Origin of the sequence: Streptomyces sp. NBC_00078, from assembly GCF_026343335.1 — a bacterium.
GTDB lineage: Bacteria > Actinomycetota > Actinomycetes > Streptomycetales > Streptomycetaceae > Streptomyces.
This window is the reverse complement of sequence record NZ_JAPELX010000001.1, coordinates 8,938,270-8,951,579: the sequence shown is the minus strand read 5'-3', so window position 1 is coordinate 8,951,579 and position 13,310 is coordinate 8,938,270. Positions and strand designations below refer to the sequence as shown.

Sequence of the window (13,310 nt, the reverse complement as noted above, 5' to 3'; positions counted from 1 at the left end):
CTTGGACACTGCCCGGAACTCCAGCTCACCCACGGCCTGGTCCGGGACGTCGCCGCCATGCTCGACGCCCGCGAGGCCACACCGCTGCCGGGCTGGCTCGGACGACCAGTCAACAGCGGGCTGGCGCCCCTCGCCGGTATGACTACCGCCCTGCCCACGAGGAGCAGCACACGGTCGCCCCCGGCATCACCACGCCTCACAACTCCGGCGTCAACGAGGGCCGGATCACCGACGTGAAGCTCCAGAAGCGCATGATGGGACGCCGTGCCGGCGTCCCGATTCTCCGCCACCGAGTCGTACTGATCGCTCACCTGCGCCGCCGGTACACGGGCCGCTGATCCAGGATGATCTCTGGCTACGAAAATCTTGCCAGGGCCCCGCGCCCGGGGCCGTACGCCTCCTCCAGCTGAGCCACGACACCCTCGGCATCGCGGACGACGGCTTTCAGCTCCGCTTCGATCGCCGTACCCGCGTCAGCCAAGCTGCCCGGTCGGCCGCATGGTGATCTGGTTGATGTCCACGCCCGCAGGCTGGTTGAGCGCGAAGGCGATCGTGGCCGCGATCTGCTCGGGGGTCATCGCCTCCTCAGGAGTGCCGCCGCGCTCGGCCCAGAACGCGGTGTCCACCACTCCGGGGGCGACGACGGTCACGCCGACTCGGTCCTTGCCGACCAGCAGCCGGGTGTTCTCGGCCAGCGCGTGCGCAGCCCACTTGGTGACCGAGTACAGGTTGCCGGGCGTGTTGCGCACCCCGGCGACGGAACCGATGATAACGATCCGGCCCTTGGATGCCCTCAACTGCGGCAGGGCCTCGCGCACCAGCAGGGCCGGGCCCAGAACGTTGGTGAGGACCATGGCCCGCATGTCCTCGGGGGCGTGGCTCTCCAGGTTGCCGGGCAGCGAGAAACCGGCGTTGGCAATGACGTTGTCCAGTCGGCCCCACGCCTCAACCACGCGGCGCACGGCGGCGGCGACGTCCTCCGCCTCGGCGGCGTCGCCAGTGATCGTCAGCAGCCGCTCACCCGCTCCGGCCGAAGCGGCGAAGGCGGCCAGCTTGCCCGCGTCACGTCCGGTGACCGCCACACGGTGGCCCTGCTTGAGGAGGGTGCAGGCGGTGGCGGCACCGATACCCGTCGATCCACCGGTGATCAGCGTGACGGGCTCCATGCAACGGCCTCCTCGGCGACGTGGTCATCAGTTCCCCAAAACGCCTGCACTATACGTGGGGTGAGCTGCTGCCGGGGTTGTCACGCCGTACCGACTCCGCCCAGGCCCGCTCGACCGCCGCCAGTGCGAGTGCGCGCTCCCACGGGTCCTTGGTCCGGCCGCTCTCTTGCCCGCCGCGGGGACGAAATGATCCCCGCCTACGAAAGTAGGGCCAGAGCCACATCGGCGTGTACGCCGACACAACCTGACAGGTGGGAGCGTTTGACGGTATCGCGGGAACGGCCGCATTCCACCGGCGTGGAGTCCACGACCCATACGTCGTCGCTCCAAACCGAGGTGGTGGCCAGGATCCGGTTGACGCTTCGCATCAGACCGGCGGCCTTCGCAGCCGCTTGTCGCAGCCGGGCTGCTGGGGCAGGCAGGGGAAGAGGCGGCGCAGGTGGGCAGGGGATGGCGGAGCCATTTGGCCTCGGAGGTGTAGCCGAGCATGGCCTGCATCGTGGCGAGGGTGACCAGTTCGGCATCGCTGAGGCGCGGCGTAATGCCGACCGGCGGGCGCCACGGCGACAGGTCGGGCTGCTCCTTCAGCATGTCGTCGGTCGCCGCATAGAGTGCCGTCGCGAGGGTGTCCACGTCGTTCGTCACAAAACGATCTTGGACACCCTCGTTCTCGTCTCCGCCGGCACCCCTTGGACCACGCCACCAGGAGGAACCAGTGTCATACCCGCAACTGCTCACCCCCGAGGAGAAGCTCGCCGACGCGAAGAAGCTGTTGAGCCTCCCCCGTATCGTCGTGATCTGCGGCTCCACCCGCTTCATGACCGAGATGAACGAGGCCGATCTGCGGGAGACCAAAGCCGGAAAGATTGTCGTCAAACCGGGCTGTGACATGAAGTCGCCGCACGAACTTTGGTCCGATCCTGCCGAGGCCGAGGCGCTGAAGGTTCGACTCGACGATCTGCACCGGGCGAAGATCCGGCTCGCTGATGAGGTGCTCGTAGTCGGCGACTACATCGGAGACAGCACCCGAGCCGAAATCGCCTACGCCCGGTCGCTGGGCAAGCCCGTGCGGTTCACGCACCCCGAAGTCGACCCTGACGCCTAATGGGAGCTACGGAGCCGGGGAATGCTCGGGTCCGTAGCCGCCAGCAGGTGAGCACTACCGACGCCGGAAGCATTCGACTTCTGAGGTCAGACCGTGCCCCTGCTGGTCGGCCGGGAGGCCAGACCGTTGATGGGGTGGCGTGCCCGCCGGGCAGTGGGGCGTGAGCACTGGATCCATTAGGCCGCGTGCCGTGCCTTCCGCAGGCTGCATGGAGCAAAGCACCTGACCAGGAGGACGAGTTGCTGCTGATCGGCGATGACTGGGCCGAAGACCACCACGACGTCGAGGTCCAGGACGAGGCAGGCCGAAAACTCGCCGCGGCGAGGCTGCCCGAGGGCGTGGAGGGAATCGCGAAGCTGCACGAGCTCCTGGCCAAGCACGGCGGCGAGGGCCTGGATGCCGCCGACGTGGTGGTGGGGATCGAGACCGACCGCGGCTCCTGGGTGCAGGCCCTGATCGCCTCCGGCTACCAGGTCTATGCCATCAACCCGCGGCAGGTCGCCCGGTTCAAGGAACGCTATGCCTCCTCCGGCGCCAAGAGCGACAGGGGCGACGCGCACGCGCTGGCGGACATGGTCCGCATCGACCGGGCCCAGCTGCGGCCGGTGGCCGGGGACAGCGAGCAGGCGCAGGCCGTCAAGGTCGTCGCCCGCGCCCACCAGACCTTGATCTGGGAACGCGTTCGCACGTTCCAGCGGCTGCGCAGCACGCTGCGCGAGTACTTCCCCGCCGCCCTGGCCGCCTACGCGAACCTCACACTGACCAGCACGGACGCCCTGGAACTGCTGATCAAGGCCCCTACCCCGGCGGCCGGGGCGAAGTTGACCCGTGCCCAGATCACCGCCGTTCTGGCCCGTGCCCGCCGGCGCAACCGGGACGCGAAAGCGGCCACGATCCAGGCCGCGCTGCGCGAACGGCAGCTGGGCCTGCCCGAGCCGGTCACGACCGCCTACGCGGCCACCGTCACCGCTCACGCGAAGCTGCTGATCGCCCTGAACGAGCAGATAGCCGACCTGGAAGGGCAGGTGAGGGCCCATTTTCTCAAGCACCCAGACGCTGAGATCTACCTCTCGATGCCCGGCATCGCGGAGATCACCGGCGCCCGGGTGCTCGCCGAGTTCGGGGACGACCCCACCCGCTACGCGTCCGCCAAAGCCCGCAAGAACTACGCCGGCACCAGCCCCATCACCCGGGCCTCCGGCAAGAGCCATACCGTCCAGGCCCGATACGTCCGCAACAACCGGCTCGCCGATGCGTTGCAGACCCAGGCGTTCTCCGCCCTGCGCGCCTCGCCCGGCGCCCGCCACTACTACGACAAACAACGCGCCCGCGAGGCCGGTTACAACCCGGCCCTGCGGCAGCTCGGCAACCGCCTCGTCGGCATCCTCCACGGATGCCTCAAGACCCGAACCCTCTACGACGAAGCGACCGCCTGGTCGCACCACGCCCACACCCCTGCCGCTTGACACCAAACGACATGGGGTGTCTGACCGTCTCGCGGTGGCTTCGGCTGCCGCTCACCCCACACCCTGCGCAGGCATCCATTGGAATTGATCATCTAGAGGGTTTTCGACGAGGTGCTGCCGTTCGGCCGCGCTGGGACAGATGCGCTCGTGCTGTTCCACACGACGTACACGGACGCCGCCGTCACGCAGCAGCGCGAGGACGGGTTCGAGGTCCGCGACGAGGGCATGGCCAACACCCGGCCTACCGGCCCGCCCTACTGCGCACCACGACACGCCACGTCCTGTACGGCTCCGACCTCGTGCTTTTGACGGTGCTGTTCGCCGAGCGCTGCTCCGCCGCCGAGCTGTTCCCAGGCTCCGGGGACCCGCCGGATGCCTGGTCCGGCACCGCCTGCTGTGGCGCTCGGCGATGAACGAGAGCCAGTGGACGGACTTCGCTCTGTCCGTCGACGTGCATCACACGTGGGAATGCGAAGGCCGGGCCCCAGCACGGTGCTCGCACCGGCTGCTGTGTGTCATGGTGCAGGCTGTCTTACTGCGACACGTCGGGTCCGAGGCCGTTGTCCGGCTCGCCGCCCGTGTTCCGGGAGACCGGCTGGGACGCGATGGTGCCATTGTTCCCTGCGCGTGCACCGGTGCGCCAGTTGCTGTGCGCCGTGATCAGACGGTGCCTCTCACGCGGCTCGGAGTCGTGAAGGACCATCCGCAGCGTCAGCACGTCGCGGATGATGCGGGCCAGTTCCGCGGCGATGGACTCACCGCGCCGAGACCGGCGCACGAGCAGTGCCAGGACTGCGGGAGCGCAGATCAGCAGTGGATGCAGATGCGTCATACCAGTGCCCCTCGTGGTCTTTTTGGTCGCGTTTTGGGGGAGACATGCCGGCCGGCACCGCACTATGGAAACCTTCAACAGCGTTCAGAGGGTTGATGTGAACGCAGATGAACGACCTGGCAGGGGGCGGGGGCGTGAGTTCGGCTGGAGACGCGGGGGCGAACGCTGAGCTGAGCCACAGACTTCGGCGAGCCCTTGCGGACAAGGGGATGCGGCAGTCGGATCTTGCTGAGAAGGCAGACGTGTCGAAGGGGACTGTCAGCAATGCCCTCAACCCGGACAAGGGAGTTCCTTCCCAGTTCACGCTCGATCAGCTGGCCCGCGTGCTGGGCATCGAAGGCGACTCGCTGAGGGAGCTTCATCGGCTGCGGGCCGAGGCGACAACAGACCTGCCGACGCAACTGCGCGCCTATCTGTCGGCGGCCCAACGCGCGGCGCGGGAGCACCCCTACCCTGGCGTCCTGCCCGGCATCGCTCCGCCCCTGGCCGCGATCTACTTGCATCAGCGAATCCGGCACCAGGCCCGCGCAGACGGCACCCGATGGGATACCGCTGACCGGTGGGAGGACGCATCCACCGGCACAACGCCCACGCCTGAGCCGGCGCCAGCGCTCTCCCGTACCCCCCTGGGATCTCCCGCTGCACCGGGCCACCCGGCCCTTTCACAAAAGGTGTCCGCCGACGAGCGCCTGAGCGCCGACGAACTGCTGGCCCTGGGCACCTGCCTGGTGACCGCGGGCCCGGGAGGAGGCAAGTCCAGCCTGCTGCGCACTCTGTTGGAGACCGGAGTGGGCGACTTCCTGCAAGGGCTGACTCCCCGAGCGGCCCCGGTCCTCGTACCTGCTGCAGCCCTGCCGGGCCGGCCTTTGGCCGGTGCGCTCGCCGCGACCGTGAATGCCGATCTCTCCTCGCATGGGCTGCTGGAGGAGATCCGCCCGGAGTTCTTCCTGGCACCCCCCAGCCCCGGGGTGCCCTGGCTGATCCTGGTCGATGGCCTTGACGAGATCACATCGGCCTCGACTCGCCATGAGGTCTTGCGGGCGGTCACGGCCGTCATCAACGGCAAGGACGCCGAGCAGTACCGTTTCATCATCGCCAGCCGTCCACTGCCGGATGCCGAAGTCGACTCGACTCTCGGTGCCAAGGCAAGCCGCTTTGACCTTCAGCCGTTCAGCTTCGCCGACCTGCGGCAGGTGGCCCGGAACTGGTTCTGCCACTTCGATCTGCCCGACCCGGACGGCGTTGCGGAGAAGTTCATGCGGGCGCTGACAGCAGCCTCACTGGCCGACCTGGCGCGGATCCCGCTGATGGCCTCCATCCTCTGCCAGCTGCACGCGGTCGCTCCGAACCAGCCCCTGCCCGCCGGCCGCGGCCAGATCTACGCCGACTTCATCAGCCTGCTGTACAAGCGGCAGCACGCCGCCGGCGCCTCCGGGGTCCGTGAACAGGCGCGTGTGACGCTGCAGCGCTACGGCAGCAATGCCCTGGCCCACACCGAAGATGTGCTGGATCGTCTCCCCGAGGTGATCGCCCGTCTGGCAGCCGGACGTTACGCCGGCGACACCCGTGCCACCATGGCCGTGGTCATGGTCCAGGCCGAGACATCGTGCCCGGCCGGTGTTCCAGGTGACGAGTGGCATGCCGTGCTGAAGAGCGCGCTGCAACGCAGCGGTCTGATGACCATGCACGCGGGTGAACTCGTCTTTCTGCACCAGACCTTGCTCGAGTATCTCGCCGCCCGCCACGCCTGTCGCAGCCCGGCATCCCGTGCCCGCACACTGGAGAAGGCGTTCACCCATGTCAGGTGGCAATGGCCGTGGTCCGCCGACAACTTGGGATCTGCCAAACGCCTGATACCGCGGCGTCTTTTGATCCCGCCCCATGGGGATGACAGCTCCTATATCGGTTTCCTGATCGATGTGGCGCAGGAACAGGATCCCGAGGCGACAGGTCTCCACCTGCAGCGCCTGGCGGCTGACGGGAACATCGAAGGCTGCCGGTTCCTCGCCGAACAGGCCCAGTTGGGAACGACGATCCCGGCCTCAGCAGCCCGTGCTGCTGCCGAGACCTGCGCTCTGCTTGCCTCACGGCCGGCCCTGCGCGGCTACTGGCGTCTGGAAGCCGCCGAGATTCTGACCCGCATCGACCACCACAGCGCCATCGACCTGTGCATCGGGCTGGCAGAGGACCAAACCATCCGCAGTGACTGGCGGCTGCGAGCCGCGGAGATGGCTGCGGACATCGACACCGGCCGTGGCGCGCCGGTGTTCGCGGCCCTGGCCGCCGACCCCACCGTGCACGCCGGCGCGCGCATCCACGCGGCCCGCCATGTCATCAGCTACGACAACGAACACGCGGCCGATCTGCTGGTCTCGCTGGCATCCAACCGTGACCTGAGCCGCGAGAGCCGCGTGAATGCGGCAGAAAGACTCGCCGATCTCGATCCGACGCGTGCGGAGGGTGCATGCACCGCGCTCCTCGACAACGCCGCGCTTCCGCCATATCTGCGCATAGCGATACTCGACCTGTTGATACAGCTCGGCGATCAGTTACCCGAGGAACCGTACGAAGCATTGCTTCAGGACCCGGACCTCGACGTCCGGCTTCCGGAGCAGGCGAACGAACCCCCACTCGCCGACGCTTAGCCCTCGCAGAGCGGCTGGTCTCGCGCACCGCGCAGAGCACGCTGTCCGCACCCGACGGGCCAACCCGTAAGCGTGCTTGTGTCCGGGGACGGGGCCAAGCGTGCTTGTGTCCGGGGACGGGAGCCGTCACGCCGATCTCCGAACTGAAGGTGCGGGGGTGCACCGCCCCGAAGGAGGGCGGCGCAGCCCGATTGCGGTGACGGACGTGACTGCCTGTCAGGCACGGCTCGGGGCCAGATCCGGTTTCAGCTGCGGAGCCGGGGGCCCATGCCGAGAGCAGGTGGCCGGCCGCCACTGCCGCCACGGCCCTCGCACTGGGCTGCGCCGCGAAGAGGTCGCGCACCTGTCCGGAGTCAGCGTCGACTACTACGTACGCCTGGAGCAGGGCCGCGCGACCCAGCCCTCCGAGCAGGTCCTCGACGCCCTCGCCCGGGTCCTCGGCCTCGACGAGACCGAACGCGGGCACCTCTACCGGCTCGCCCGGCAGCACCGCCGCCGCGCGAAGGCGCCGGGTGGACGAGTCCGGCCGGAGCTGCTGCGCGTCCTCGATCTGGTATCCGACGCATGCGCGCTGATCATGAACCACCGCCTGGACGTACTCGCCGGGAACCGCCTGGCCGGACTCCTCCTCGGCCGCCCGATGCCGGGCCGGGATGATGCCGACCGCTGTCGTGTCTGCTGGACAGGCCGAATTCTGCGTGCGGCGGCGTGTCTCCCAACGTGCTGTACGTCTGCTGTGTCCATTCTCGGCCTCTGGTCCACTACTTGTGGTCACATACGCGAGTGACTGTTGATCTTCGCCTAACGGTCGTTTTCGGTCGCAGGCGGTCAGTGCGTACATGACCGTCTGGCCGCGCATGAAGCCAGCTCCACTCATCAGGCCCCCTGGAATCGATCACCTAGGCTGGTGTGGTGACTGATGAGCAGGAATGGGTGGAGCCGTCGGGAGTGTGGGCCACGGCGGTTGGGGTGGCCAGGGTGCGGGCGCTGGAGAGCGAGCGGGAGAACGCGCTGTTCCGCGACCCCCTCGCACAGGCCTTCGCCACGGCCGGCGGCCTGTGGCCCTCCTCGCCGCCGCTGCCCGATGACGAGGCCGCGCGACGCCGCCGGCTGGCCGTGGCGTTCTCCATCGTCATCAGGACGAAGTTCCTCGACGACCTGTTGCAGCGGGCCTCCGCGGCCGGGGTCCGGCAGGTCGTGCTGCTCGGCGCCGGCATGGACAGCCGGGCCTTCCGGATGGACTGGCCCGAGGGCACCCGGCTGTTCGAGGTCGACACCGCCGCGCCACTGGACTTCAAGGCTTCGGTGCTGCGCCAGGAGCGGGCCGTCGCGCGCTGCGAGCGGATCACCGTCGCGGTGGATCTGCGTGAGGACTGGCCAGGCGCGCTGGCCGCCGCGGGGCACGACCCGACCGAGCCGACCGTGTGGATCGCCGAAGGACTGCTGATCTACCTGCCCGAGGATGCGGTGGAGCTATTGCTGGCCCGGATCAGCAGGCAGTCGGCGGCGGGCAGCCGGATGGGGCTGACGTTGGGCTCGCGCGGCGTGATCGAGCGCTTCGGCGCGGACGCCGTGCCGGGATCGGCGGCGTCCATGTGGGTGTCGGAGATGCCCGACGACCCGGTGGGCTGGCTGGCCGGGCACGGCTGGGAGGCCGACAGCCACACCCTGCGCGAGCGCGCTGCCGCCTACGGCCGCCCGATCAGCACCCCGCCGCAGCGCGAGGAGCGGCCCGGCGGGCTGATCTCGGCGGTCCGCCGGTAGAGCGCCTCCCGGTTCCCTTGATGATCGATTCCAAGGGGGCCCGATGAGTGGGGCTAGCTTCATGCGCGGCCGGCCAGTCATGCGCGCGCTGACCGCCCACTACCACTGAAGTCCGCCCGAAAATCGGCTGGCTGGACGCTCGTGTGGTCGACAGTCCATCGCCGTGAACGAAGTGCTGCCGCAGTTGAACGAGCTGCTGTTTTCCTCGGTCGAGGGCGCGTTGATGGAATCGGTCGAGGTGATCGACACGGTCGTCCGGGTCGAGGCCCGTACGCCCGCAGGGCGGGCGGCCCGGGCGGCCTGTCCAGGGTGCGGGCGCTGGTCGGGGAATACCCGGCTCCTACCTGCGATTTCCCCGACCGGCTCCAGCTCAAAGCCGTCCTGGCCAATTGCCACGAGCTGAAGGTACTTGCCGAGCACGTGCGCTCGTTCGGGATGGTCGCTCACCTCCAGGGCGACCAGTTGCCGACCTGGATCGAAGCGGCTACCTCCACCACCGAACGGCTACCTCCACCACCGAACTGCCCAGCCTTCGGAGGTTCGCCCGGCACCTCCGAACGCGACCTCGACGCCGTCAAGCGGGCCTCACACTGCCCTGGAACTCCGGCCTCGTGGAAGGTCATGTCAACCCGATCAAGATGCTCAAGCGTCGGATGTTCGGCCGAAGGGCAACCTACCCTGGGGGCATCGGTGATCCACCGAACGGACGGGGGGGAAGCGGAATGACCGCTGCGCACAGACGGGTTCGGCTCGGGGTGGGGCTCGTTGCGGCCGTGCTGTCGCTCGCCGGCTGCTCGGGTGGGGGTGACGCCGGGTCCGGCCGGTCCACGAGCACGACCGTGACCGCGGCGGACCCGGACGGCACCCCCTCGACCGCCTCGCCCACCCCGGTGGTCTCACCGTCGGACGTGTATCCCACGAACGCGGACGGCTGCCACCCGAACGCGAAGTGGAGCACGGCGAAGGCGGTGGACTGGGTCGACTGGGGACAGATCGGCCAGCCCGCCCTGGGCCCGGGAGAGGTCCGTTTCGGCAAGTCCACGCCCGGTTTCGACGGGCCCCTGTGTGCCAAGGTCACCGTCCAGGTCGAGTACTGGCGGATCAACTACCGGCCGTCCTCCGCCACTTCGGCCGCCGACCCCCTTGCGAGGGAGGTGAACTACGACTTCGCCATGAAGACCCTGAAGCGCAGCGAACTGCACATCGACGGCCGTGCGGTCCACGACGTGAAGCCGCCGAAGGGCTTCGCCTCGACCAAGGCCAGCCCCTGCGACGGCTTCCTGGAGGCGATCTACGTCGGCTCTCCGCTCAAGTCCCGCGAACTGCCGACCAAGATCGACACAGGTAACTCGATCCTAGGCGACACCGTCACCTTCTCCACCAAGCGCGTGGTCAACTACCACGTGTTCGCGCCCTCCGGGCCCCGACTCTGCGACGACAACGGCGTCCCCACGGCGTCCCCCGCCCCGTCCGGCTACCCGTCCTCCGGCTTCGGCCTGTCCACACCGTCCCACCCCGAATTCCAACTCACCCCGAAGAGCTGAGGAACTGAGGAACTGACAACCGGGAAAGCGCCGCGGGAAGGGACTGCGCTGAAGCCTGCCCGGGTCACCGCGCCGGTGTGACCTGTGAGGGATCTTCCGAGGCCTGAGGCGTGCGCGGGGACGGAGACGTTCCACACGCGCACGTCGTGGCCGGTGCCTGCGGAGGCCAGCCGCCTCCCGTCGGGGCTGAACGCGCCCCAGTAGGTGCCGCCGGTGTCGCCGGTGCGGATGTGCGGCAGGGCCCGGGCCCGTGCCGGATCGCGGATGTCCCATAGCCGGACCTTGTCGTCCTCGCTGGTGCTGGCCAGCGTACGGCCGTCCGGGCTGATGCCCGCCCAGTGGACGAAGCCGAGGTGACCGGCCAACGGGCGGGCGGGGTGTGCGGGGTTGGTGACGTCCACAGCTGCAGGCTGTGCCGGGGGCCGCCGGTGACCAGAACGTGCCCGTCGGGTGTGAAGGCCAGCGCCTCACCTTGTTGGGTGCTGCCGGTACGGGCCGTGCCGACCGGCCGGGGACGGCGCGGGTCGGAGACGTCCCAGAGTCGTGCAGCGGCGCCCTCGTTGCCGAGGCTCGCCAGCAGGCGGCCCCCGGGCTGGAACGCCACGCGGGTCGCGGTGTTCTCCCCCGGCAGTGGGCTCAGCTGCTCGGCGCGCGTCGGAGTGCTGACGTCCCACAGCCGCACGGTGCCGCCGCTCGCGCCCGCCATGGTGCGGCCGCCCGCTCGTGCGCGGCCTCGATCACCCGTCGCGTCTCCTCACCCCCGGGGGCCCACAGCAGGCTGAGGGTCGTCTGCGGGCGGAAGGCCAGATCGAACCCGGTGACCTTCGGCGGACGCGTGGTGACCCCACCACACCGCATCTCGCCTGCAAGCGGTTGCCCCGCGGCCGAGGAACGAGTGTGAACACCGGGCCAGGGCACACCCCTCGGCGTGTCACCGCCAACCGTGCACGGGCTCGTTCGTACGGCTGAAGGGGTTGGACTATCCGTTGTGCGCTTCGAACTCGGTCGCCAGCGGCTGTTGGGTGGCCGCCCACGACGCCAGGAGCGCCAAATTGTCAGCGGTCGGTGTGCCCGCGGGTGCGGTGTAGACGTTGAGGCGCAGGCCAGGTTCGGCGGGCAGTTCCAGGGACTCGACGTCCAAGTCGAGCCGGCCCACGATCGGATGGCGCACACGCTTGCGGCCGGACCGGTGCAGCCGCACGTCCTGAGATGCCCACCGCTGCCGAAATAGCTCACTGCACGTTGACAGTTCGCCGACCAGGGCGATCAGCTCCTCGTCGTGCGGATTGCGGCCGGCTTCCATGCGTAGCTTCGCGGCCACGTCACCGGTAATTTGGTCGTAGTCGACAAAGAAATCTCTGGCCGTCTCGGCGTTCAGATAGACGAACCGCGCTGTGTTCGCGGGCCGTCGCGGTTCGGCCAGCACCGGTGAATACAGCGCGCGAGCGAGTTGATTCATGGCGAGCACGTCATAACGACCGTTACCGATCCAGGCCGGCGCATCGGAGATCGCGTCGAGCACCTGCTGCAGCGTCGAGCGCACCGACACGGCAGGCCTACGCCGGCGTGGGCCGCTGGGCGCCCTGGATTGGCGCGCGAGGTGGAACAGGTGGTCGCGCTCGGCCTCGTCGAGTTGCAAGGCAGAGGCCAACGCGTCGAGCACGCCATCGGAGGCACCGGCGAGGCTGCCGCGCTCCATGCGCACGTAGTAGTCGACCGATACTCCCGCCAGTAGCGCTACTTCCTCGCGGCGCAGCCCCTTGACCCGACGGTTGCCGCCGTAAGCGGGCAGGCCCGCCTGCCCGGGTGCGATGCGGGCGCGACGCGAGCTGAGAAACTCCCGGATCTCGGTGCGTAGATCCATCGTGGCCATCCCCTCACCGTAAGCCCGTCCCGCAGTTTAAGGGGTACCTGATGCGGTCGTCGCGATGCCGCCGTCCACCGGGATGATGGTGCCCGTGAGGTAGGACCCCGCCCGGCTGGCGAGGAACACGGCGATACCCGCCATGTCGTCGTCGCGGCCGAGCCGGCGCAGAGGGGCCGCCGCCGCGATCGTGTCGCCGATGGCATCGAGCGTGGACGCCATCATCTGCGACGGGAACACTCCCGGTGCCACCGCGTTCACCGTGACGTGCTGTGGGCCCAGTTCTCTGGCAAGCACTCTGGTGAGCTGATGGAGTGCCGCTTTGCTGCTGGCGTAGGAGTAGTTGGGCGCCTGGGCGACGTGGATGGCGGCGATACTGCCGATGTTGATGATCCGCGCGGGATCATCGGCGGTGCCCGCCCTGCGAAGTGCGGGGAGCAGCGCCTGCACCAGCCAGAACGGCGACTTGAGGTTGAGGTCGATCACTTCGTCCCAGGCCTCGTCCGGGAACGTCGCCAGCGGCTCGCGCCACATCGCTCCCGCGTTGTTGACAAGGATGTCCAGGCGTTCCGAGTCGGCCTTGACAAGATCAGCGAGGCGCTGACACTCGTCGCGCCTGGACAGGTCGGCGGGGATCGCTTGAACGTCGCCGAATTCGGACAGTAGATGCTGTGCCTCCGCGCACGTGTCCGCCTTGCGTGAGCTGATGACGACGCGGGCCCCCGCCTGGAGAAGGCCGCGCGCTATCATCATCCCAATGCCCCTGGTGCCGCCAGTGACAAGGGCGTACTTCCCACTCAGATCGAAAAGTTCTGCGTGAGTGGTGAATTGGTTGTCCGACACTGGTCTCCGTTCCTTCTGCCGTGGAAGAATGCGCCGACGCGGTCGCGCATTCTGGGCAGCTGAATTGAACTGATGGGGTAA

Annotated in this window: 11 protein-coding genes and 2 pseudogenes; 7 read left to right on the top strand and 6 right to left on the bottom strand. The window is 68.7% G+C overall.

The window, feature by feature from the left end; translation table 11 throughout:
* Positions 1-473: 473 nt before the first annotated feature.
* Both OOK07_RS41605 and OOK07_RS41600 read right to left on the bottom strand, forming a co-directional pair.
* On the bottom strand, positions 474-1,166 hold the full coding sequence (locus OOK07_RS41605; protein ID WP_266801752.1) for an SDR family oxidoreductase: 693 nt from the start codon (positions 1,164-1,166) through the stop codon (positions 474-476).
* A 242-nt stretch (positions 1,167-1,408) separates the two neighbouring features.
* Positions 1,409-1,811 (bottom strand): annotated as a pseudogene (locus OOK07_RS41600) (IS982 family transposase); the annotation flags it as partial.
* 70 nt (positions 1,812-1,881) lie between these two features.
* On the opposite strand from OOK07_RS41600, the gene OOK07_RS41595 reads away from it, so the two are divergent.
* Positions 1,882-2,271 (top strand): TIR domain-containing protein, encoded by a 390-nt coding sequence (locus tag OOK07_RS41595; RefSeq protein WP_266801751.1) that lies wholly within the window; start codon positions 1,882-1,884, stop codon positions 2,269-2,271.
* A gap of 239 nt (positions 2,272-2,510) precedes the next feature.
* A complete protein-coding gene (locus OOK07_RS41590) occupies positions 2,511-3,737 on the top strand; it encodes an IS110 family RNA-guided transposase (RefSeq protein WP_266802171.1) in 1,227 nt (408 codons plus the stop codon).
* A gap of 532 nt (positions 3,738-4,269) precedes the next feature.
* Here the strand turns inward: OOK07_RS41590 and OOK07_RS41585 are convergent.
* The gene (locus OOK07_RS41585) at positions 4,270-4,569 is read right to left on the bottom strand and encodes a hypothetical protein (protein ID WP_266801750.1); all 300 of its coding nucleotides are present in this window, start codon (positions 4,567-4,569) and stop codon (positions 4,270-4,272) included.
* Positions 4,570-4,676: 107 nt separating this feature from the next.
* Between OOK07_RS41585 and OOK07_RS41580 the strand changes: the two genes are divergently transcribed.
* From OOK07_RS41580 to OOK07_RS41560, 5 genes and pseudogenes are all read left to right on the top strand, one after another.
* Positions 4,677-7,214 carry a helix-turn-helix domain-containing protein gene (locus OOK07_RS41580; RefSeq protein ID WP_266801749.1) on the top strand — a complete coding sequence of 846 codons (2,538 nt, stop codon included), beginning with the start codon at positions 4,677-4,679 and terminating at the stop codon, positions 7,212-7,214.
* A gap of 280 nt (positions 7,215-7,494) precedes the next feature.
* Positions 7,495-7,875, top strand: a pseudogene (locus OOK07_RS41575) (helix-turn-helix domain-containing protein); the annotation flags it as partial.
* 251 nt (positions 7,876-8,126) lie between these two features.
* The gene (locus OOK07_RS41570) at positions 8,127-8,978 is read left to right on the top strand and encodes a class I SAM-dependent methyltransferase (RefSeq protein ID WP_323183032.1); all 852 of its coding nucleotides are present in this window, start codon (positions 8,127-8,129) and stop codon (positions 8,976-8,978) included.
* Positions 8,979-9,141: 163 nt separating this feature from the next.
* A complete protein-coding gene (locus OOK07_RS41565) occupies positions 9,142-9,381 on the top strand; it encodes a hypothetical protein (protein ID WP_266801748.1) in 240 nt (79 codons plus the stop codon).
* A 319-nt stretch (positions 9,382-9,700) separates the two neighbouring features.
* On the top strand, positions 9,701-10,522 hold the full coding sequence (locus OOK07_RS41560) for a hypothetical protein (protein ID WP_266801747.1): 822 nt from the start codon (positions 9,701-9,703) through the stop codon (positions 10,520-10,522).
* Here OOK07_RS41560 and OOK07_RS41555 read toward each other — a convergent pair.
* The 3 genes from OOK07_RS41555 to OOK07_RS41540 all read right to left on the bottom strand — a co-directional run bounded on the left by OOK07_RS41555 (position 10,453) and on the right by OOK07_RS41540 (position 13,229).
* Positions 10,453-10,923 carry a WD40 repeat domain-containing protein gene (locus OOK07_RS41555; RefSeq protein ID WP_266801746.1) on the bottom strand — a complete coding sequence of 157 codons (471 nt, stop codon included), beginning with the start codon at positions 10,921-10,923 and terminating at the stop codon, positions 10,453-10,455. The genes OOK07_RS41560 and OOK07_RS41555 overlap by 70 nt on opposite strands.
* 578 nt (positions 10,924-11,501) lie before the next feature.
* Positions 11,502-12,395, bottom strand: a complete 894-nt coding sequence (locus tag OOK07_RS41545; protein WP_266801744.1) for a helix-turn-helix transcriptional regulator — start codon at positions 12,393-12,395, stop codon at positions 11,502-11,504.
* Positions 12,396-12,422: 27 nt separating this feature from the next.
* On the bottom strand, positions 12,423-13,229 hold the full coding sequence (locus tag OOK07_RS41540; protein WP_266801743.1) for an SDR family oxidoreductase: 807 nt from the start codon (positions 13,227-13,229) through the stop codon (positions 12,423-12,425).
* Positions 13,230-13,310: the final 81 nt, after the last annotated feature.

Excerpts from the sequence above, each read along its gene's own strand:
- OOK07_RS41545 (WP_266801744.1), bottom strand. The coding sequence starts at position 12,395 with ATGGCCACGATGGATCTACGCACCGAGATCCGGGAGTTTCTCAGCTCG.
- OOK07_RS41580 (WP_266801749.1), top strand. The coding sequence starts at position 4,677 with ATGAACGACCTGGCAGGGGGCGGGGGCGTGAGTTCGGCTGGAGACGCG.
- OOK07_RS41585 (WP_266801750.1), bottom strand. The coding sequence starts at position 4,569 with ATGACGCATCTGCATCCACTGCTGATCTGCGCTCCCGCAGTCCTGGCA.
- OOK07_RS41605 (WP_266801752.1), bottom strand. The coding sequence starts at position 1,166 with ATGGAGCCCGTCACGCTGATCACCGGTGGATCGACGGGTATCGGTGCC.
- OOK07_RS41560 (WP_266801747.1), top strand. The coding sequence starts at position 9,701 with ATGACCGCTGCGCACAGACGGGTTCGGCTCGGGGTGGGGCTCGTTGCG.